Origin of the sequence: Actinokineospora auranticolor (genome assembly GCF_002934265.1) — a bacterium.
Lineage (GTDB): Bacteria > Actinomycetota > Actinomycetes > Mycobacteriales > Pseudonocardiaceae > Actinokineospora > Actinokineospora auranticolor.
Genome location: NZ_PTIX01000013.1, coordinates 25,126 through 45,450 on the forward strand (window position 1 = coordinate 25,126; position 20,325 = coordinate 45,450).

At 71.0% G+C, this 20,325-nt stretch carries 18 protein-coding genes and 1 pseudogene; 15 read left to right on the forward strand and 4 right to left on the reverse strand.

Features of this window, described 5'->3' with window-relative positions; genetic code table 11:
* Positions 1–60: 60 nt before the first annotated feature.
* From CLV40_RS40850 to CLV40_RS22605, 4 genes are all read left to right on the forward strand, one after another.
* On the forward strand, positions 61–1,827 hold the full coding sequence (locus CLV40_RS40850; protein ID WP_425428243.1) for a S9 family peptidase: 1,767 nt from the start codon (positions 61–63) through the stop codon (positions 1,825–1,827).
* 658 nt (positions 1,828–2,485) lie between these two features.
* Positions 2,486–3,598 (forward strand): HesA/MoeB/ThiF family protein, encoded by a 1,113-nt coding sequence (locus CLV40_RS22595; protein WP_104480981.1) that lies wholly within the window; start codon positions 2,486–2,488, stop codon positions 3,596–3,598.
* Entirely contained in the window at positions 3,595–4,260 is a 666-nt protein-coding gene (locus tag CLV40_RS22600) for a 2OG-Fe(II) oxygenase family protein (protein ID WP_104480982.1), read from the forward strand. Before CLV40_RS22595 ends, CLV40_RS22600 begins: the two co-directional genes overlap by 4 nt.
* Entirely contained in the window at positions 4,257–5,513 is a 1,257-nt protein-coding gene (locus tag CLV40_RS22605) for an MFS transporter (RefSeq protein WP_104480983.1), read from the forward strand. Before CLV40_RS22600 ends, CLV40_RS22605 begins: the two co-directional genes overlap by 4 nt.
* Before the next feature lie 137 nt (positions 5,514–5,650).
* Here the strand turns inward: CLV40_RS22605 and CLV40_RS22610 are convergent, their stop codons facing one another.
* The 3 genes from CLV40_RS22610 to CLV40_RS22625 all read right to left on the reverse strand — a co-directional run bounded on the left by CLV40_RS22610 (position 5,651) and on the right by CLV40_RS22625 (position 8,764).
* Positions 5,651–7,090: a M20/M25/M40 family metallo-hydrolase gene (locus tag CLV40_RS22610; RefSeq protein ID WP_181043664.1), complete on the reverse strand. Its 1,440-nt coding sequence runs from the start codon at positions 7,088–7,090 to the stop codon at positions 5,651–5,653.
* A 535-nt stretch (positions 7,091–7,625) separates the two neighbouring features.
* Entirely contained in the window at positions 7,626–8,327 is a 702-nt protein-coding gene (locus CLV40_RS22620) for an alpha/beta fold hydrolase (RefSeq protein ID WP_104480985.1), read from the reverse strand.
* A complete protein-coding gene (locus CLV40_RS22625) occupies positions 8,324–8,764 on the reverse strand; it encodes a hypothetical protein (RefSeq protein WP_104480986.1) in 441 nt (146 codons plus the stop codon). Before CLV40_RS22625 ends, CLV40_RS22620 begins: the two co-directional genes overlap by 4 nt.
* Positions 8,765–9,063: 299 nt before the next feature.
* On the opposite strand from CLV40_RS22625, the gene CLV40_RS22630 reads away from it, so the two are divergent.
* The 9 genes and pseudogenes from CLV40_RS22630 to CLV40_RS22660 all read left to right on the forward strand — a co-directional run bounded on the left by CLV40_RS22630 (position 9,064) and on the right by CLV40_RS22660 (position 19,292).
* Positions 9,064–9,243 (forward strand): hypothetical protein, encoded by a 180-nt coding sequence (locus CLV40_RS22630; RefSeq protein ID WP_104480987.1) that lies wholly within the window; start codon positions 9,064–9,066, stop codon positions 9,241–9,243.
* Between the two features lie 27 nt (positions 9,244–9,270).
* Positions 9,271–10,506, forward strand: coding sequence for a YcaO-like family protein (locus CLV40_RS22635; protein ID WP_104480988.1), 1,236 nt, complete (start codon positions 9,271–9,273; stop codon positions 10,504–10,506).
* A complete protein-coding gene (locus CLV40_RS22640) occupies positions 10,503–11,852 on the forward strand; it encodes a TfuA-like protein (RefSeq protein ID WP_104480989.1) in 1,350 nt (449 codons plus the stop codon). Before CLV40_RS22635 ends, CLV40_RS22640 begins: the two co-directional genes overlap by 4 nt.
* Entirely contained in the window at positions 11,849–12,589 is a 741-nt protein-coding gene (locus CLV40_RS22645) for a class I SAM-dependent methyltransferase (protein WP_104480990.1), read from the forward strand. The genes CLV40_RS22640 and CLV40_RS22645 overlap by 4 nt, the downstream gene beginning before the upstream one ends.
* A 326-nt stretch (positions 12,590–12,915) precedes the next feature.
* A complete protein-coding gene (locus CLV40_RS38210; RefSeq protein WP_181043665.1) occupies positions 12,916–13,149 on the forward strand; it encodes a hypothetical protein in 234 nt (77 codons plus the stop codon).
* Positions 13,104–13,337, forward strand: a pseudogene (locus tag CLV40_RS40855) (BP74-related protein). Before CLV40_RS38210 ends, CLV40_RS40855 begins: the two are co-directional and overlap by 46 nt.
* Positions 13,338–13,613: 276 nt before the next feature.
* Positions 13,614–14,054 (forward strand): hypothetical protein, encoded by a 441-nt coding sequence (locus CLV40_RS37385; RefSeq protein WP_146108179.1) that lies wholly within the window; start codon positions 13,614–13,616, stop codon positions 14,052–14,054.
* 55 nt (positions 14,055–14,109) lie between these two features.
* Positions 14,110–18,546, forward strand: a complete 4,437-nt coding sequence (locus CLV40_RS38215) for a phage tail protein (protein ID WP_104480991.1) — start codon at positions 14,110–14,112, stop codon at positions 18,544–18,546.
* Positions 18,543–19,292 (forward strand): hypothetical protein, encoded by a 750-nt coding sequence (locus CLV40_RS22660; protein ID WP_146108180.1) that lies wholly within the window; start codon positions 18,543–18,545, stop codon positions 19,290–19,292. Before CLV40_RS38215 ends, CLV40_RS22660 begins: the two co-directional genes overlap by 4 nt.
* A 67-nt stretch (positions 19,293–19,359) precedes the next feature.
* Here CLV40_RS22660 and CLV40_RS22665 read toward each other — a convergent pair whose 3' ends face one another.
* A complete protein-coding gene (locus tag CLV40_RS22665; RefSeq protein WP_146108181.1) occupies positions 19,360–19,617 on the reverse strand; it encodes a hypothetical protein in 258 nt (85 codons plus the stop codon).
* 53 nt (positions 19,618–19,670) lie between these two features.
* Here CLV40_RS22665 and CLV40_RS38220 point away from each other — a divergent pair, with 53 nt between their 5' ends.
* Entirely contained in the window at positions 19,671–19,955 is a 285-nt protein-coding gene (locus CLV40_RS38220) for a hypothetical protein (RefSeq protein WP_181043666.1), read from the forward strand.
* Entirely contained in the window at positions 19,922–20,296 is a 375-nt protein-coding gene (locus CLV40_RS38225; RefSeq protein WP_245931483.1) for a LysR substrate-binding domain-containing protein, read from the forward strand. Before CLV40_RS38220 ends, CLV40_RS38225 begins: the two co-directional genes overlap by 34 nt.
* Positions 20,297–20,325 lie beyond the last annotated feature (29 nt).

Here is a 20,325-nt window from a genome sequence, read left to right on the forward strand (position 1 = left end):
CACGCTCCGCGCGATCGCTCGGCCACGAGGTGCGCTGGTGGCGTTGGCACACTGGATCACATGACAGGGTTGACCGCCGCGCTCGTGGTCGAGGGTCGCGTCCCGCGGGCCCCTGCTCTCGCGCCGAACGGGCGCCTGCTCTGCTACGTCCTCGCTCCCACCGGTCGAATGGGCGACCACCTCGACACCGCGCTCTGGCTGGCCGACGTCGAGGGCGGCGGTGTGTGCAGACGGGTGACCGCCGACAGCGCGACGGAGTCCCGCGCCCGTTGGTCGGTGGACTCGCGTGCGTTGTATTTCCTGTCCGACCGCGCTGAGCGGGGCACTCCGCAGTTGCACCGCCTTGGTCTCGGCGATGGCGTGGTGGTCGCGGTGACCGGTTGGCGCGCGGGCATCATCGACCACCTGCCGCTGGCCGACCCCGACCTGGTCGCTCTGCTCGCCGAAGACGAGCCCACCGAGCGGGAGTCGCGCCGCGTCCGGGACCGCGACGACGCCATTGTCGTCGGTGAGCGTGAACCGCGGGCCCGGTTGCGGCTGCTCGACTCGCGTACCGGCCGGGTCGACACCCCGAGCGGGTTCGGTGACCGGCACGTCGTGGCACTGCGGCAGCGGCCCGACGGTGGTCCGCTCGCCGTGCTCACGCAGGCAAGCGCGGACGTGGACTACGGCCCCCGCACCTGCCGGTTGCACCTGTTCGACACCGCGACGGGAGCCGTGGAGGACCTCGGACCGGTCGAGGCCTGCGCGTCTTCTCCGGCCTGGTGGCCGGGCGAGGACGGGTGGCACCTCGGTTACGTCGCCCTCACCCCGCCGCTCCTCCAAGCCGGCACCGCGGTGTTCGACCTGGCCCTGAGCAGTCGCGTCCGCCGCAACCGCACGGCGGGCCTTCCGATGTGCCCCACCGAGTTGTGCCAGACCGGCGCTGCCCCTCTGGTGGCTTACCGCGCCGCCGACGGCCTCGAATTGGACGGTCTACTCGTATCGCCCGTCGGAGAATCCGCTTCGGACGGCCCGTTTCCACTAGTCACGCTCGTGCACGGCGGACCCTACGACCGGTACGCCGATCGACTCCAACTGTTCTGGTTCCCCAGCGCGCAGTGGCTGGCCACCGCGGGCTACGCCGTGTTCCTGCCCAACCCGCGCGGCGGCCAAGGCCACGGTCACGGGTTCGCCGCCCGCGTCGCGGGCAGGGTGGGCCGGGAGGAGTGGACCGACACCCTGACCGGGATCGACCTGCTCATCGCCGAGGGCGTCGCGGACCCCGATCGGCTGGGCATCGCCGGTGGGAGCCACGGCGGATTCATGGCCGCCTGGGCGATCGGGCAGACCGACCGGTTCCGGGCCGCGCTGGTCAGTTCCGGCGTCACGGATTGGGGGATGCTCGCCGCGATCGGGGAGAACGGCCAGTTCGAGGCCGCGCTCGGGGGCAGTACCGGATGGGACGGGATCGGCCCACACCCGCATGACGCGCTCAGCCCGGTTCCTTCGCCCGCCGCGTCCGCACCCCGGTGCTCATCCTGCACGGCGCGGAGGACACCAACGTCCCCCTCGGCCAAGCCGTGTACTTCCACCGGGCACTGCGCCACTTCGGCGCCGAGCACGAGTTCGTGGTCTACCCGCGGGAAAGCCACTCGATCCGGGAACGCAACCACCAACTCGACGTGCTGCGCCGCACGCGTGCCTGGTTCGACCGCTGGCTCCGGCCCTGACCGGGGATGCCTGTTGCGGCGTCGGCGTTCCCGGGCGTCGACGAGCGAACGCGTCCTTGAGCTGTGTCGCGAGGTGGCCTGCCGGTTGGTCGCCCAAGTCCCGGTCGAACGGTGAGACCGCGCGGGTGGGCGAGGCGGGAGCGGTGCTGGATGACCGGCGGGGATGACGACGAGGCGCTCGACGCGGGCTGCGGTTCCGTCGAGCGGTCCCCGGGCGGGACCGCCGGTAGCCGACCAGCCGGTCCGGAACGGCCACGCCCGCTGGATAGGGCGGCGGTTCGGGCGGCGTGACGACCGTCCACCAAAGAATTGCTTTGTGGAAATGTACGGCAAACGGACTCAGGTACCAATACCGGTACGCCCGCCGACAAACGGCTACCGCGAATCTCGATCACGTCACGCCATAGGTTGTGACCTGGGAATCTCTTCACCCGAACGGCGGTCTTGAATGCTTTCCCCAATTGATCCGAATGGATGTCGTTGACACCTTCGGCGCTTTATGCCAGCCTCGAAGAGATCGGTCGTCGCGTCCGGAATCGACGGATCCGGTCATCGGAAGCAGTCCACGATCAACACATGGGAGGCGTGGCATGTTCCAGGTCGAGACGCTCGAGGTGCGGCTGTCGGAGATCTCCGAAGAGGCCGTGATGTACGACTCCTCCGAGGCGATCGAGCTCGAGGACTAGGTGTTCCGGCGGCGGGCGCTCCTTTCCGGGCGTCCGCCGCCCCCTTTTTCCCACCCGCAGCGGACCGGACCCTGGGGAGCGCCACCCGTGCCCGAGCTCAAGCCACTGATCAAGCGGTCGCACCACGTCGTGGTGTCCGACGCCGGGCACGTCGCCATCGGCGAGATCCCGGGCCTGTCCAGCATTCTGCGCGACCCGCCGCCGTGGGTCCCGGTGGCGTTGCGGCGGTTCGACGGCGCGCACACCGTGCAGCGCGTGTTGAAGGAAGTGCACATCACGCACCCCGACGTGCGCATCGAGGAGGTCGAGGCGCTCGCGGCGGCGCTCGACGCGGCCCACCTGCTGGAGCGGATCGACGACGACCTCACCGAACTCACCCCCCGCGAGCAGGAGCGCTACGACCGGCAGATGCTCCAGTACACGCTCTTCGACCGGGCGGGCGTGCCCGGCACCGGCTACCAGACCCGGCTCAAGCGGACCACGGCCACCGTGTTCGGCATGGGCGGCTGGGGCACCTGGCTGTCGCTGCACCTGGCCCTCAACGGGTTCGGCGGGCTGCGGGTCGTCGACGGCGACACCGTCGAGCGCTCCAACCTCAACCGGCAGGTGCTCTACAGCGAGGACCAGCTCGGCCACTACAAGGTGGACGCGGCGCGGGAGGCGCTCGCGCGGATCAACCCGCACGTCGCGGTCGACGGTTTCCCCGAGTTCGCCACCAACGACGAGGCGCGGCTGCGCGAGTTCATCACCGGCGCGGGCATCGTGTTCATCGCGTGGGCGAGCCTCGGTTTCTACCGCAAGGACACGATCGCCGAGAAGATCCACCTGATCGCCGAGGAACTGCGCGTGCCGGTGTGCGAACTCGGCGGCGACCCGCTGGAGATCTCCGTCGGCCCCATTTTCCCGTACGACCGGGGAACGGTCGCGTACGCGACGGTCAAGGCGAAGAACCGCGGCCAGATCTACGACGGCGACGACGTCGTGCGCGACCTGCAACGGGCGCGGATGAAGAACCAGTTCGACAACGGGAACCGCACGGTCAACGCGTGGCAGAGCTCGCCGTCGTTGTCCGTGATGGCGGGGCTGCTGGTCGACCAGGCGGTCAAGTACGTGACCGGGTACGGTGAGTCGACGCTCGTCGGCCGCAAGTTCGTGCTGGACATGGGAACGCTGCGGACCCGGACCGTGGAGGTGTTGTGAGCGCGCCGTTCGCCGCCACCGGGCACGCCCAGGTGCGCGACGAGACCACCGTCGCCCTGTGCGCCGAGGTCGCCGACCTGGTCGACGCCTGCCCCGACGAGGCGTGGACGCAGGTCGTGCGCTGCCGGGGCGAACTGGCGGACTACCCGCTCTTCCCCCGCGACCCGCGGCTGGACGAGGTGCACCGGGAGACGCGCGCGGAGAAGGAGCGCGGTCTGTTCTGCTACTCGTTCGCCCGCGTCGCCGACAGCGCGGAGAACGCCGACCGGGTGCCGTGGGACCGGATCAAGGCGCTGCTGCTGGCCCCCGACATCGTCGGCCTCATCGCCGAGCGCACCGGGCGGACCGTGACGTCAGTCGACCTGGCGTACGTCAACTGCTTCCGCCGCGGCGACTTCCTCACCACGCACACCGACAAGGCCGAACCGTCCACGATCGCGGCCGCGTTCAGCCTGACCCCGAACTGGGACGCGGGGGACGGCGGCTGCACGTACGTGCTGGACCGGGACCGGGAGACCGTGGTCGACCAGGTCAGCCCGCGGTTGGGGGCGTTGCTGCTGCTGGACACGCTGGCGGTCGAGGTGCCGCACTACGTGTCCGAGGTGACCGGCGACGTCGGCGACGGGTTCGTCCGCAAGTCCCTCATCGCGAGGTATTCGTGACCGTTCCCGGCACAGCCGTGCCACCCTGGTGGCGGCGGCTGGCGCTCGGCCTGTACGGACCGGCGCCCACGGGCCCGGTGCGCGCGGTCGTGGTGATCACCCTGGTCTCCTACATCGGGCTGGGGTTGTGGTTCGGCTCGTTCGTGCTGTTCCTGACCCGTTCGGTGGGGCTGCCCGCGCCGCAGGTCGGTGTGGGGGCGCTCATCGCGGGGCTCGCCGCCGTGCTCGCGGCCACGCCCGCCGGGGTGCTGGCGGACCGGTTCGGGTACCGGGGGGTGCTGTTCGCGCTGTACACGGCCGGGGCGGTCGCCACGGTGGGGTACGCGTTCGTGCGCGGGTTCTGGCCGTTCGTGCTGGCCGCGTGCGTGGTGGCGGTGGCGATGGAGAGCAGCGGCGGGGTGCGGACCGCGCTGACGACCGTGCTGGCCGACGACGACGAACGCCTGCGCTGCCTCGCCCAGTGCCGGGTGATGTCCCAGCTGGGCCTGGCGCTCGGGGCGGCGGGGTCCGCGGTCGTCATCCAGCTCGACACCCGCCCGGCGTACCTGGCGATGCTGGGCGTGACCGCGTCGGCGTACTTCGCGTGCGCGTGGCTGGTGACGCGCCTGCCCGCGACCGAGGTGCCCGCCCGGGAACGGGTCGGCCGCGCGTCCGTGCTGCGGGACCGGCCGTACCTGCTGATCACCGCGCTGATCGCCGTGCTGACGGTGAACTGGGGCATGCTCACCACCGGCATCCCGCTCTGGATCGCGCACCACACGACCGCTCCCCGCTGGGTGTCCGCGGCCATCCTCGTGCTGAACACCGTCTGCATCGCCCTGTTGCAGGTCCGGTTCTCCGCCAAGGCCGAGACCACCGTCGACGCGACCCGCGCCGCTCGCCGCGCGGGCCTGCTGCTGGCGGCGTCCTGCCTCATCCTGGCGACCACCGCGGGCTCCGGCGGCGCCCTCGTGATCGCCGTCCTGCTGAGTGGCGCCTTGGTCCACACCTTCGGCGAACTCCTCTACGTGGCCGCGGGATGGGGGTTGTCGATCTCCCTCATGTCGCCCACCGCCCGCGGCGAGTACCAGGGCATGAGCGCGGCGGGGCTCGCGGTGGCCCAGGCGGTGACACCCCTGGTCATGACGACCCTGATCGCCGAGTGGGGCACGCCGGGGTGGCTGGTGTTGGGGGTGGCGTTCGCCGGGGCGGGGTTGTGCCTGACGCCCGCTTCGCGGTGGGCGGAGCGGAACCGCCCTTGGGCCACCACCTGAGTGGTGGTTCCGCGTGGGCGTGCCGTGGTTGGGGATGTGCGGTGAGGCCGCGGAGTCGATGGTGGGGGCCGCTTCGCGAGCGGTCGCTTCGCGGATCGGCTTGGCCTCGCCGAAGGCGGCGACGCGTGCGGTCACCCCTAGACGCGGAGGCGGGCGAGGAAGCGGTAGAGGGCCTCGGTGCCTTGGCGGAGGGCATCGGTGTTGACGCGTTCGTTGTTGCCGTGCATGCGGGTGGCGGTGTCGCCGTCCACGGCGTAGGGGTACAGGCCGTAGACGGGGATGCCCTTCTCCCGCCACGGGCGGGCGCTGGTGCTGGCCTCGAACTGGGACGGGGCGGTGCGCAGGCCCGGGTAGACCTCGCGCGTGGCCGCGTCCCAGTGGCGGTACACATCGGTGTCCACTGAGGACGCCGGGAGGGACAGGTCCGACGTCAACCTGGCCAGGATCTGGGTGTCGGTGTCGCCTTCGCGGCCGATGAGGCGGAGGGTGGCGCCCTGGGCGGACAGCAGGGTGCGGACGTCGTCGATGAACCGGGTCGGGTCGTCGCCGTCGGGGACGAAGCCGATGCGGACCTCGGCGACGGCCGTGGACGGCACGATGCTCGAGTAGTACCCGCCGCGCTGGCCGACGAAGGAGAAGGTCGTGCGCAGCAACGAGTTGTGGATCCACGGGTGGTCGCTGAGGCGGACGACCACGGCGCCCCAGTGGTCCCGGTCGGCCTGCGCCTCGGCGCGCAGGAGGTGGCGGATGGCGGTGGCGAAGCGGGTGTCGGGGGTGGCTTGGCCGAGTGCGGTGAAGTAGTCGCGGACCAGCGCGGGCAGGCGCACGGCGGGCTTGTAGCGGGACAGCGCGGTCAGGGCCGCGCCGAGCCGGGTGATGGCCGGGCCGTCGTCGGGGTGCGAGGAGTGGGTGGCCGCCCCCGTGGCGCTCACCTCGGTCAGGATGGACGTCCTGTCCCGAGTGGACAGTGAGGCGAGCATCGGCGCCATACCGTCGGGACCGGTGAGCAGCCAGCCGCCCTCGGTGATGGCGGCGCCGGCGGCGACCTTGTCGTAGTGGTTGTCGACCAGCCAGCGCGCGCCGTACGCGCCGCCCTCCTCGTCGGCGTCGGCGAGGTAGAGGATGTCGCGGTCGAACGTGGCGCCTTCCTTGACGTGCCGCAGGATCGCGGCCATGAACGCCGCGCCCGCGCCCTTCATGTCGATGGCGCCGCGGCCGTGCAGCCAGCCGTCGACGATGGCGCCGCCGTACGGGTCCTGCTGCCAGTTCTCCCGTTCCACGGTGACGACGTCCGAGTGCGACATGAACAGCAGCGGCGGTTTCCCGCCCTGGCCCGGCACCCGGGCGACCAGGTGGGCGTTGTCGGCCTTGGGCGTCGGGATGATCTGCGTCGACACCCCCGCCGCGGTCCACTTCGCCCGCAGCGCCTCGGCGAACGGCAGCGTGACGCCGCCCTGGCCGGTGTGCGAGGTGTCGAACCGCAGCATCTCCTGCGCCAGCACCACGGGATCGGTGCCGTCACCGCCCTCGGCGACCGCGGGGCGCACCACCCCCGCCGCCGCCGCGATCCCCGTCACTGCGGCACCGGCACGCAGAACTCCCCGTCGAGAAACCGAACCCATCGCGCGTCGAACCTCCCCAGACCCAGTTCGCGTTCTCCGCACGCTACCAGCGACCCCATACGCCGTACCACTGTCAAACGGGGGAACCGGGGTCCCGGTCCGCGCACACATTCCGCCACGGTCGCCCGCGCGTGCCGCCCCGGACTCGGCGGTGGCGCTCAGTCCGGGGTCGCCGTCGAGCGGGGGTATGGCGTGGTCGAGCCACGGCTGGGCCGCCTGGCGCGCGGGCCGGCCCGTGCCGTGTGGCGGATGCCAGGCGCGCACGGCTGGTTGGTCGCCCGCGGGCGACGCGGCGGAAGCCCGCGATCACCTTGTTCGGCAACCGCTGACCGGCCGCCGAAAGAGGCGGACCTCACCGGCGTGGAAACCGACCACGCGGGTCGTCGATCGGCAACCGCGATGACCGGGACAAGTCCACAAAGGTCTCCCGGTACCCGTCGCGCGAGTCCCGTGTGGATGTGGCAGGCGTGGCGCGGGATCACATTTCTGGTCATCGGGTGCTCGTGGTCCCCTGCGGCAGGAATCGGCGGACGAGGGCGGCGACGGCGGTGGGTTGGGTCGCGACCATGTCGTGGGCGCCGTCGACCTCTGTGACGGTGAGGTTCGGGTTCGCCGCGGCCGCGGCCAGCAGGTCACGTTCCACGCCACGGCGGCCGGCGGCCATCAGGTCTTCGAAGCCCTGTGCCTGCTGGAGGTTCCTCGTCGCCAGCAGCACCAGGGTCGGGCATCTCGCCTTGGCGAAGGCGTCGATGGTGTCGTCGGCGCGGAAGGCGTCGAGCACGGTGGACAGGAACGGGGTCTGGGCCTGTGCCGCGAACGCCGCCCGCGGTGCGGCCAGGTCCGCGTCGAGGCGGGCGGGTGCCATGCCCGGGTAGTTGTCCGCCCGTCTGGTGAGGGCGCCGCGGTGGCCGTCGACGCTGACCGCGGCGGGGCACTCCGGGTGTCGAGCCGCCCAGCGGCCCGCGATCATGCCGCCGAAGGACATGCCGACCACGGCCGGGTTGTCCAGGCCGAGTGCCTCGATGTCCGCCAGGGCGATGTCCCACGACCAGGGCAGGTCCGCGCGCAGGTCGACGGCGAGCACGTGGTGGGTGTCGGTCAGGTGGTCGGCGAACTCGCGCCATTCCCGCGCGTTGCCGCCCAAGCCGTGCAGCAGGAGCAACTGCGGTCCCGATCCGCCGAAGTCGATCACAACAAGCTCCTCATCCGGTTGCCGATGGATTCCGTCGTGACGCCGCCGTCCGGGTGGCGGTCGAGCTTTCCCCTGGTCACGAGGTCGTGCACGCCCTGCCGGGTGACGCCGAGCATGGCGCCCGCGACGCTGTAGGAGACGTGGTCCACGCCCGGGTAGCCCGCGCGCAGTGCGACGACCCGCCCGAACGGCGTGCCCCACCAGCCCGCGGGGGGCGCGAAGTGGTCGCCCGGGTAGAGCGCGGCGATCAGGCGGGCGACGCACCCCACCGCGGCGGCTTGGTCCGCGCCGAGCAGCCGCGCCGCCCACTCCTCGGCCGCCGCTCGAACCCGATCGGTCGGCTGGTCGATACCCAGCAGGATCTCCAGCGGGTCGAGCAATCGCTGCCGCACCACCGCGACCAACTGCTCGACCAGAGCTGCGTGCGAAACCGGCACCCGGCCACCTCCTTGACGCCAAGTGCCAAGTACTTGACAGGTGGTGTCAAGTAGCGGTCGCCGGGAGCGGGCGGGCGTCCTTTTGCGACTCACGGAACCGTCCGCGTGCGTCATTTCCATTACAACCGTTTGACGGTGCCCAGCCCGGCAAACGCGCGTCCGTGCTCCGGACTTCCATTCCGAGCAGTTTCAACCATATTTGAAAACCTGGCAGCGACCTGCCGGTCGATCGTACTTTTGAGAGGCGGGGGTGATACCCGTCATCCTCAGCAGAACAGTGCGCGACTGGAGGAACCAGAATGCCCGTCACCACCTTGGCCCACGCGGAAAACGACTTGACGCTCGTCGAGTTGACGGACCTCGAGGTCACCCGTTTCGTCGAGGACAGCTCCGTCGTCGGCGCGCCGACCTCGTTCGAGGCGCGTCCGACGGTCCGGCCCATCCGCCGGACGTCGCCGGGCGTCAAGCACACCGCCTGATCCCCGCCCGGCTGGTGTGAGGACTCCATGCGGATCTTCGACGTCGACCACTCGGCGGCCAAGCACTTCCAGCACGGAACCCATCGAACCCGTTCGCCACGCGCGACGCTCGACGCTTTCGTGCCCAGGATGCGCGAGTTCGGGATCACCCGGCTCGCCGACGTGACCGGACTCGACCACATCGGGATCCCGGTGTACATGGCGGTGCGGCCGAACGCGCGCAGCCTGGCGGTCGCCCAGGGGAAAGGCATCGACCACGACTCTGCCAAGGCCTCCGCGCTGATGGAGGCGATCGAGTCGTGGCACGCGGAGAACATCGAGGCACCACTGCGTTACGAGTCCTTCGCCAGGCTGCACCGGTCGGCGCGCGTCATCGACGTGACGCGGCTGCCGGTGCGGCGCGGTGGGGCGCTGGAACCGAACTCGCCGTGCCTGTGGATCGAGGGGTACGACCTGATCCGGGGCGAGTCGACGTGGGTGCCGTTCGAGTCCGTCATGACCAACTTCGTCCGCCCCGAGCGGGCGATGACCGCGTTCGTCACCGGCTCGAACGGGCTGGCCTCCGGCAACCACCTGCTGGAGGCCGTGGAACACGCGCTGTGCGAGGTGATCGAGCGCGATGCCTGCACGGTGTGGAACAGCAGGGGCGGACGCTCGCTCGTGGACACCCGGGTCGACCTCGACACGGTCACCGATCCCGCGGTGCGGCGCGTGCTGGAGCGGCTGGCGGGGGCCGGATTCGTGGTCGGGGCGTGGGAAGTCACGTCCGACACCGGGATCCCCGCGTACGACGCCCTCATCCTGGAGGACCCGGACCAGCCGCGGTGGGCGTTGAAGGGCACCTTCGGTGGGCACGGTTGCCACCTCGACCCGGGCGTCGCGCTGCTGCGAGCGGTGACGGAGGCCGTGCAGTCCCGGCTCACGCTCATCGCGGGCAGCCGCGACGACATGTACGAGTACGCGACCGAGGCGAACCCGGACGACCTGCGGATCATCATGGACCTGGTCACCGGTTCGCCCGGCGGGCGCGCCTTCCCGTCCGGCCGATCCCAGGCGACGGACACCTTCGAGGGCGACATCGCGGTGCTGCTCGCCGCGCTGCGGGGCATCGGCGTCGAGAACGCGGTGGTCGTCGACCTCACCCGGCCGGACATCGGTGTGCCGGTGGTCAAGGTCGTCGTCCCCGTCCTCGAACCGGACGACGCGCACTTCGACTACCTACCGGGACCACGCGCCCGGGCCGCGGCGGTGACCCGGACATGAGCGTCTACATCTTCCTCGGCCCCAGTCTCCCGCTCGATCGGGCGCGCCACGAGTTCGACGCGGCCGTCTACCTCCCGCCCGTGCGCCGTGGTGACGTCTACCGGCTCGTGGCGGCGGAGCGACCGCGTGTGATCGGGATCGTCGACGGCCTCTTCGACACCGTCCCGGCCGTGGTGCATAAGGAAATCCTGTTCGCCATCTCGCGGGGCGTGCGGGTGCTCGGCGCGGCGAGCATGGGGGCGTTGCGCGCGGCCGAGCTGTGGGAGTTCGGCATGGAGGGGGTCGGGCGGGTCTTCGAGAAGTACCGGTCCGGCGAGTGGGAGGCCGACGACGAGGTCGCGGTGCTGCACGGACCCGCGGAGGTGGGGTTCCGGGCCGCCTCGGTCGCCCTGGCGACGATCCGCTTCGGTCTCGCCGAGGCGCGCGACCGCGGCATCGTCAGCGCGCGCACGGCCGACGTGCTGGTCTCCGCGGCCAGGGAGCAGTTCTACCCCAACCGGTCCTGGCAGTTCCTGTACGAGGCCGGTGCGCGGGCCGGGCTGCCGCCGGTCGAGCTGACCGCGTTGCGCGCCTTCGTCGACGCCGAGCAGCCTGACGCCAAGCGGGATGACGCCTTGGCGCTGCTACGCCGTGTTCGGTACACGCACACCACCGATGGACCGCCACCGCACGATTTCGACTTCGAGGAGAACATCTTCTGGGAGCGGCTGACCGCCGAGACCGGGTCTGTCACAACGGCGCGGCCCGAGGAACAGGCTGTGACGAACAGCGATGTGCTCCGGCACCTGTGGGTGCAGCGGGACGGGCAGGACCGGTTGCGCGGCACCGCTCTGCTGCACCTGCTCGACCACTACGCCGCCACACTCCACCTGCGACCGTCCGATCAGGACATCAAGGCGGCCCTCGCCAGGTTCCGACGCCGCCGCGGACTGCTGTCGGCGGAGCAAACCCGGCAGTGGCTCACCACCAACGACATCACCGAGGACCAACTGCTGACGCTGCTCCGGCTCGAGGTCGTCCTCGACGTGGTACTCGCCAGGAACGACCAGGCCATCGGCACCCTGCTGCCCCTGGAACTCAAACGGCGCGGCGAGTTCGGCGGGACCGTCCGCGCCGTCGAGCGGAAGGCGCGGGTGCTCCGGGATCGCGGTGTCCGCAACCTGTCGCTGGAGGACGCGGGCGTCGGCTTCACCGAACTCATGGACTGGTACCAGTCCGACCGCGAGTCGCTGAACGGCACCGTCAAGGAGCACGCGGAGGCGCTGGGCTTTGAGTCCCCCCGGGAGTTCCTCTCCGAGGTCCTGCTGGAGTACGCGATCGCCGAGACGGGTCGGGAGCGACCGTGACCGAACCCGTGATCGGCGACGCCCTCGGCGAGGTCCTCCACGCCTGCTGGGCGGGCGGGGGCGCGCCCGGTGTCGCGTACGAGGTGGTCGAGCGGGACGACGGGTACGTCTTCGCCAGGGACGCGTACCACTACTTCGGCCTGCCCGGCGAATGGACCGAACTGGAGCGGCTGGCGTGCCGCCGGGCGGGCGGGCGGGTGCTGGACGTCGGTTGCGGTGCGGGTCGGCACGCGGTCGTCCTCGCCGCCGAGGGGACCGCCGTCGTGGGGATCGACATCTCCCCCGGCGCCGTCGCGGTCACCCGGGAACGCGGCGTCCAGGCGGAGTGCGGTGACGTCGCGCGACTCGGCGGCGACCTCGGCCGCTTCGACACCTTTCTCCTGCTGGACAACAACCTCGGTCTGCTCGGCTCGGCGGAGCACGCTCCCGTGGTGCTCGCGGAACTGGCCCGGCACGCGGCACCCGGCGCGCGCCTGTACGGGACCGGCGCGGATCCGTACGTCGCGATCCCCTCCGAGATCGCGTACCAGGACCGGAACCGGCGCCTGGGACGCATGCCCGGGCAAGCCCGACTGCGGGTCCGCGCGGGGCACCTGGCGACCGGCTGGTTCGACTACCTCGGCATGACGCCGGACGAGCTGGCACAGGTGATCGACGGAACGGGGTGGGCACTCACCGACGTCACCACCGAGGACATGTCCTACTTGGCCGAACTGACCTTCACCGCACGGATTTGAGCACCCCGGCGCACGTCCCCACCGACTCCACGCTCATCGACTCGGCGTGTTGGGCCAAGGGGTTGTTGTCCTGCCTCGGACGGGTTCGCGCGTAACGGGTTCCCGTTCGTTACGCCGCCAAACAAGACCTGCGCGGACGCACTCCGTGGTGTGGTGCGCGAGTGTGGCCGGGATCGCGGATCCGCTGGTCGGGAGGGACTGCCGGGTCGGCGGGGTCGCGAAACCAGGTGATACGCCGCCCCTGACTGGTATCGCGTGGTGCGGTGGTGTTCGGCTGGAGTCAGAGCCGGGATCCATCCATCCCGGCGTGGCGGAAGGGGATCGTGATGCGTGGCTTGGTGATCCGCGCCTGCGGACTGGTCGCGGCGGCGCTGCTGGCTCAGGCGGGCGTGGCCCGAGCGCGGACTGGCGCGGAAGCCGACGTCGCGTACTTCGAACTGCAGGCGCCCCCGGGCGCCTCCGGGTTCGTCGTCAACTCACCGACGCGGAGCAGATCGACGACGCCCGCGCGGCGGTGGCGGGCGAGTCCGACAAGACCACGCTCGTCGGACGGATCGTGAAGAACACCGCAGACTACAACCCTAGGTGACCGTTCCACTACGACGCGGACACCGTCCACCTCGTCGAGGTAGCCATCGAGGTCTGTGCCGCCGACATCGACTACGTCGAGGGCCACCTGGACGAAGCCGGGTGGCGCGTTCCTGCCCGGTCTCGTCTGGTGCCCGTGGAACGGCAAACTGACCAATGAGATCCGGCAGCCGTGACCTGGTAGGCGGTTCGCGCACCTCGGCCGGAAGGCGGACCTCCCCTCACCGGCGCCGCGACACCGACGACGTCGAGCGACGCGGGCGCAGTCGTCGGACAGCACCCGGCTCAAGTGGCGCACGGCCAGTTCGCCCGGACGTTCCTTTGCGACGAGCCCGGCGGCGCCGCCTACGGCCCCGCGCTCATCTCGCCGTACCCGTTGACCCAGGTCGGCGACTAACGCTACAAGGTCAACGACGGCGAGGGCCGCGGCTTCACCGTGGTCACCATCGACGTGAGCCGGATCGGCAACATCCTCGTGTACATCACCCACCTGGGTCTCGGCGACGACGTGCAGCGCGCCGAGGTCAAGCGGTCGATGGAGTTCTACGAGGCCGGCGCGCGGAAGCACGAGGCGCAGGGCGCCCTCATCTTCGGCGACTGCAACGCCAAACCTGGCAGCGAGGCCCTGGATCCCATCTGGGCCGCTGGTTTCCGCGATGTCGACGCGAACTGCTACAAGAAGGAATCCATGGCTGCGAGTACACCCACACCAACGAGGACGCCGGCAAGAAGAGCAAGCTCGACTCCATCTAACACAAGGACCTGCGCGTCACCGACCGCCACCTGTCTCGGACGGACCACTCCGACCACGACATCTGACAGATGGTCATCTCCGGCTGACCTGATCCCCGGCAACGGTCGTGGGACGTTCCGGTGACGCCCTGATGCGATCCTGGGCCCGATCACATCCGCACCGGAGGTGCCCAGCCCGCATGCCGCCGCCGCTCGACCGCGCGAAGCGACCCGCGACGACGCCCCAGGCTCCCGCACCGGTGCGGGAGCGGGTGATCCAGCGCAGGCCGTCGACGCCGGTCCCGCGGTCGAACGCGGCCGTGGTGGCCGCCGCGCGGGCGGGTGGACGGGGGCCGGGGGGCGACCCGGCGGCGAGGGAGTTGCAGGACAAGGTCGGCAACGCCGCGGTGGCGGACGGTTTGCGACGAGGTCCGGCGGGAGACCCGAAGTTCGCCGTGTTGAAGCGGGATGTCGCGCAGAAGAAGCGAACCGTCGCGACATCGCACCCTCCGCCGCGCGAGGAGGCCGTTTCCGCGCAGGACGCGGCCGTGCCGCCGAAGGATGACGCGGTGGCGCAGGGCAAGGCGGCCAATGCCGAGAAGATGAACGAGGCCGAGCCCAAGGGGTTCGACAAGGCCGCGTTCATCGAGGCGGTGGCGAAGGCCGTCGCCGACCGGGCCCCGAAGAACCTCAAGGAAGCCGAGAAGTTCCCCGACTCCGAGAAGCCCGCCGAGATCAACACCGAGGTTCGGGGTCGGGTCGGGGAAGGCAAGGCGGAGTCCGCAGAGCAGATCGCCACCACCACGGCGGCCCCGCCCGACACCTCCGCCGCCGTGCCGAAGCAGGTCGTGCCCATGGCGGCCGACCGGCCACCGGGCAGGCCCGGCACCCCCGACCCGAAGCAGGCGGCGCCGGACACACTGCCGCTCGCGGCCACGGACATGTCGGCGGGCCCGGCCGCGGTCGACCGGCAGATGGCCGACGCGCAGGTCACCGAGACCCAGCTGAAGAAGTCGAACGAGCCGACCTTCGCCAACGCCCTCTCCAGCAAGAAGGCGGCCGAACAGCACTCCGATACCGCCCCCGAGCAACTCCGCCGACACGAGGCCGCCCAGCTGCGGCGCACCACCGCGCAGGCCCGACAACTCGGCGCGGCCTCGATGGGCGCCATGGCCGGGGCGCGGGTGCGCACCGGGCAGCTGGTCGGCACGGGCAAGACGGGCGCCAAGACCCGTGACGAGGAGAAGCGCGCCGAGGTCACGGCGCTGTTGCAGAAGGTCTTCGACAAGATGAAGGCCGACGTCGAAGGCATCCTCAGCGGCCTGGACCGGCTGGTGGACGAGCAGTTCACCCGCGAGGAGAAGGCCGCGCGGGACGCGTTCACCGCGGAGCACAAGCGCAAGCTGGCGGACTACAAGGACCGCCGGTACTCCGGCATCAACCGGCTCAAGTGGTTCAAGGACTGGCTGGTCGGTCTGCCGGACGAGGTCAACGCCTTCCTGGAGGAGGCCCGCGCCAACTACGTCCGCCGCATGCGCGGTGTCGTCTCGAACATCGCCGACACCATCGCCCGGGAACTGGCCCGGGCGAAGCGGCGCATCGCCGACGGTCGCGCGGAACTGCGCGCCGCGGTCGAGAAGCTCCCCGAGGACCTGCGGGCCATCGGCCGCGAGGCGGTGTCCGAGTTCGCGGACAAGTTCGACGAGCTCACCCGATCCGTGGACGACAAGGGCACCGAACTGGTCGACGCCCTCGCCACCAAGTACACCGACGCGGTGCGGGCGGTCGACCAGGAGATCGCGGAGCAGAAGGAGGAGAACAAGGGCGCGGTCGACAAGGCCAAGGACGCGATCAAGGGCGTCATCGACGCCATCATGGAGATGAAGCGGCTGCTGCTCGGTGTGCTGCGCAAGGCGGCGACGGCGATCGGCGCGATCCTCGGTGACCCGATCGGCTTCCTGGGCAACCTGGTCACCGGGGTCGGCGGCGGCCTGAAGTTGTTCCTGCGCAACGCCGGGCTACACCTGCGGCAGGGCGTCCTGGCCTGGTTGCTCGGAACCGCCGGGGGCGTCGGGCTCCAGTTGCCCGCGACGTTCGACGTGGTCGGCATCCTCGTGATGATCGCCGGGCTGCTGGGCCTGTCCTGGCCCAACATCCGGTCGCGGCTCACCCGGCGGGTGCCCGAGCAGGCGGTCGCGGCCGCGGAGACCGCGGTCCCGCTGGTGGTGGAGACCAGGAAACGCGGCGTGGCGGGCATGTGGTCCGAGCTGAAGGCCCGGGTCGGGGACCTGAAGGAGACCCTCGTCAAGGACCTGGTGTCCTACCTGCTGCCGACGATCATCATCGCCGGGATCACCTGGATCGTCTCGCTGCTCAACCCCGCGTCGGCGTTCCTGCGCGCCTGCAAGCTGATCGTCGACATCATCCGGTTCATCGTCACCCAGGGCCGCCGGCTCATCGAGTTCGTCAACGCCGTGCTCGACGCGGTGATCGCGATCGCGCGGGGCGGCACCGGCGGCGTGCCCGCGCTCGTCGAACGCGCGCTGGCCAGGTCGATCCCGGTGCTGATCGGGGCGCTGGCGGCGATCCTCGGCATCGGCGGCATCGCGGGCAAGGTCCGGCAGATCTTCCAGAAGCTGGCGGCGCCGGTCAACCGGGCGGTGGACTGGGTGATCGACAAGATCGTCGACCTGGTCAAGAAGCTGTGGGCCAAGCTGAAGGCCGCGCTGGACACACGGCGGCCGAAGGGCAGGCGCGAGCCTGGAGGCACGCGCAGGCCCGTGGCCGGACGGCGTCCGGATCGGAAGCGGCCGGACGACAAGCAGCCGGACGACAAGCAGCCGGACGAGAAGCGGCCGGACGCGGATACCGCGCGCCGCGAGGAGAAGGACCGGGCGGACCGGCTCGACAAGGTCATGGCGGCTGCTCGGCGGGTCATGGCGCGCTACGCCCGCAAGCCCGTCGGTCCGGAGGAGGTGACCGGCCGGTTGGCGGCCGTCCGCCGGAAGTTCCGGGCCCGTCGGGTCGACCTGGTCGACACGGGCCGGGTGTGGGCCGTCGATGCCGAGGTCAACCCGAAGAAGAACGAGAAGACCGACGCACTTGTCGCCGGACCGAAGCGCGGTGACCACATCTTCGCCTTGGCCTTAGGGAAACAGCTCGGACAAGCGCACACGGGGTCGGCGGTCGCCGTCCGGTCGCTCGACCTGAACCGCTCGCCCGCGGCGCGGATCCTGGTCGACGGTCTCGCGTTGGCTCGCGCCAAGGCCGCGGCGATCCCGGAACTGGTCGTGCGCAAGCCGCGGCAGGCGAGTGGTTCGGACGCCCATTCCACGACCTACGGCAACGCCTCGCGCGACGCGTTGCTGGCCATCAACGCCGTCGCCGTCACCGTGGCCCGGTACTACGAGCACCGGGCCGACGCCGATCTGCTGGCGCGGCACCTCGCCGTCAGCGCCGCGCAGGCCCGCCTTGCCGTCAACCACTGGATCGACGCGGTGATCGACCGGGAGTCGGTGCCGTTCGTCCAGGACAAGGGCCGCGAACTGGCGCTGGGGCAACGACTCCTGGAGCAGATCCGCGCCGACCTCGACGCCGTGTTCGCCCGGTTGGCGGGCCGCGTGGTCAACCAATCCGGCGCCGCGGACGACCACGACCTGAACCGCCTGGACGCCGCGCTCCGCGACGCCGGAGCCCTGGTCGCGACCGGTATGCCGGTCGACGAGATCAGGGCCCGCCTGCCCGCTGTCCAACGCCGCCACGGGTTGACCGCGCTGTCCCTTGTCGTGGAACGACTGGCGGGCGACCACTACGTGATCCACTTCGTGGCCACCATCAACCCGTCGAAGACGAGCCGCGCGGAGAACTCGCCGTTGAGCCGGAAGAAGGCGCAAGCGGACTACGGGGTCCTGGTCAAGAACAGCCTGAAGTTCCAGCGCTACGCCGACCAGCACAACCTGATCATCGAGGTGCGGCCCACCAACCCGGACTCGATCCGCCACCTCACGCGCGGCGCCTGGTACAAACCGGTGGACATCAAGGCCAAGACCATCAACTACGCCGACACGTTCCTCAGCGTCGAGCCGGAGAAGAAGGGCCTGGTCGGCTTCTTCCTCAACGCGGTTCCCCTACCGAAGCGCAGGAACCTCGGGAAGAAGGACATCGAAGCGGGTCGGAACCGCTACCGCATGCGGGTCGCGGAGCACCACGAATACGTGGGGAAGATGCGGAAACTCGCGCGCAACCCCGAGGGCCCCGGCCGGTTCGAGGTGATCGGCTACGTCGTCCACGGCTACGACGAGCACAAGGTCCGCCACCCCATCGCGGGCGACCACGACCTCTACGACATCCGGCGGCCGGACGGGACCGAGATCCCGCTGGACGAGTACAATCTCATCATCCAGGACATGGCGAGCCGCAGGTTCGGCGTGATGCACGGGGCCGTCGTGCACTGGGACCCGGACGACCCCCACGAGCGGGAGATGCGCGACAGGCTCGTGCGACAGCACCAGCGGGGAGGCGGTGAGGGCCTGGTGCGGTTCACACCCGGTCAGCCCATGCGGTTCGTGGCGGCGGAGACTCCACTGTGGACAGACCAGCGCGCGTGGGTGCCACCCGCGGGGAGGGCGGACCAGTGAGGTCGAAGGACCCCGCCGCCGTGCGGGCGCGGGTGGTGGAACTGAGCTGGCGGTTGCGCGGCGAGACCTCGCCGGACCCCAACCTCGTCACCGACGTCAACCGCCGGTACCGGGCCCTGCTGCCCGACGTCGGCGTGGCGCGGTGCCCGGACAGCGGCGAACCGGTGCGCTGGCCGATCGACGTGGTCGGCTTCGACGGGCGGTTTTGGGACTACCTGACGTCGATCCGCCGCACACCGGAGGAGATGCCCCCCGGCTGGCTGGCGATGACCGGCGCGGTACGGCTGGCGGGCAAACCGGAGCACCCGCCGTTCGCGGTCGTCCCAGGGCCGGACGTGCCGTTCGTGGTGCCCCGGATCCTCGACAACCCGGGCGTGCGGGCCGTGATCGCCGAGGTGCGCATCGGCGCGCACACCGGGTGGGCGATCAGCTACTTCGGCCCCAAGCCCGAAGGCGTCACGCTGGTGAACCTCTGGGGTGAGAACACGTACCCGGTGCGCAGGCAGGGCGGCGGCTGGGGTTGGGCCCAGGACCGGCCGAGGGTGTCGCAGTACGACTTCGACCTCGCGCCGTGGCTCCGGTCGGGCAAGGTGCTGTGGCTCGAACCCGGCGACGAGTCGCTCACCCTGCGGGAGGGCGCGGAGGACTGCCCGTTCGTCGGACTGGACGGTCGTCGGCAGATCACGATCATCTCGACCGGCGAGGTCCGCTGGGTCAACTCGTTCGCCGGCTACGGCGCGGGCTGACGACCGCCGCGCGCGGGCTGTCGAACACCTCGGTGTCCGAGAGCCCGCGCGAGGGTGGGCGGAGCTGCTACTCGATGTCTCGGGAGCGGCTCAGCGGCGCGTCGCCGGTGCACGTGGCTTGGTCGCGGACGGTCAGGGTGCCCGCGTCGGTCATCGCGAAGGAGTACACGCAGCCCTTTCGGTCGACGCCGGTCGCGGGTTGGCCGATCTGCACCGCGCCGAGGTCCGACCAGGTGCCCTGGTAGACGCCGTCCGGGTTGTTCTGCCTGCTCGTGCTCTGGCCGCCGGTCCCGTTGCCGGTGAAGGCCATGATGCGCGCGTCCACGACCGCGGCGGAGTCGGTCCAGGGACCGGGCGAGCCTCGAACAGCTGCGGTTGGTGGTCGTCGCCCAGGCGCCGAGCTCGACCAGGGCGATAGGCCCCTTCACCGCCCGGCACGGGGCGCGCCTCCCCCTGGTCGACATCATCGAGTGCCACCCGTCGGAGGTGTACGACACGCTGCGCGACGAGGCCGCCGACCTCGCCGTCGCCACGATCGCGCCGCCCAGCGGACTGGCGTCGAGGAAGCTGTGCGACATCGGGCTCACGGTGCAGGTGCCCCGGGGCACGAGCTCGACGGGCGGGACGTCGTGGAGGTCCGGGAGCTGGTCCACCACCCGTTGATCCTGATGGACCGGACGTTCTCGGCGCGCACCGCCTTCGACAAGGCCGTCGCCCGCGCGGGCGCGCGCGTCACCGACCCGATCGTGCTGCGCTCGACGGTGCTGGCCCAGGCGCACGCGGTGTCCGGCCGCGGCGCGGCGGTGCTGACCGACACGCCGATCGCGGGCCTGCACGCGGCCAAGGTGACCGTCGACGGCGCGCAGGTCCCGCTGACCCTGTACGGGGCCTGGGAGCGGACGCACTTCGCCGGTGACGCGATCGAGGAGTGGGTCGACCGGTTCGCCACGTGGTTGTCCCACCTGCCGGCTGTCGAGGAACTCAGGAACTCCACGCGCGCCTGAGGAACCCTTGGCGTTGCGGGACTCCGGCC

Excerpts from the sequence above, each read along its gene's own strand:
- CLV40_RS22640 (WP_104480989.1), top strand. The coding sequence starts at position 10,503 with ATGAGCGTCTACATCTTCCTCGGCCCCAGTCTCCCGCTCGATCGGGCG.
- CLV40_RS40850 (WP_425428243.1), top strand. The coding sequence starts at position 61 with ATGACAGGGTTGACCGCCGCGCTCGTGGTCGAGGGTCGCGTCCCGCGG.
- CLV40_RS22630 (WP_104480987.1), top strand. The coding sequence starts at position 9,064 with ATGCCCGTCACCACCTTGGCCCACGCGGAAAACGACTTGACGCTCGTC.
- CLV40_RS22635 (WP_104480988.1), top strand. The coding sequence starts at position 9,271 with ATGCGGATCTTCGACGTCGACCACTCGGCGGCCAAGCACTTCCAGCAC.
- CLV40_RS38210 (WP_181043665.1), top strand. The coding sequence starts at position 12,916 with ATGCGTGGCTTGGTGATCCGCGCCTGCGGACTGGTCGCGGCGGCGCTG.
- CLV40_RS38215 (WP_104480991.1), top strand. The coding sequence starts at position 14,110 with ATGCCGCCGCCGCTCGACCGCGCGAAGCGACCCGCGACGACGCCCCAG.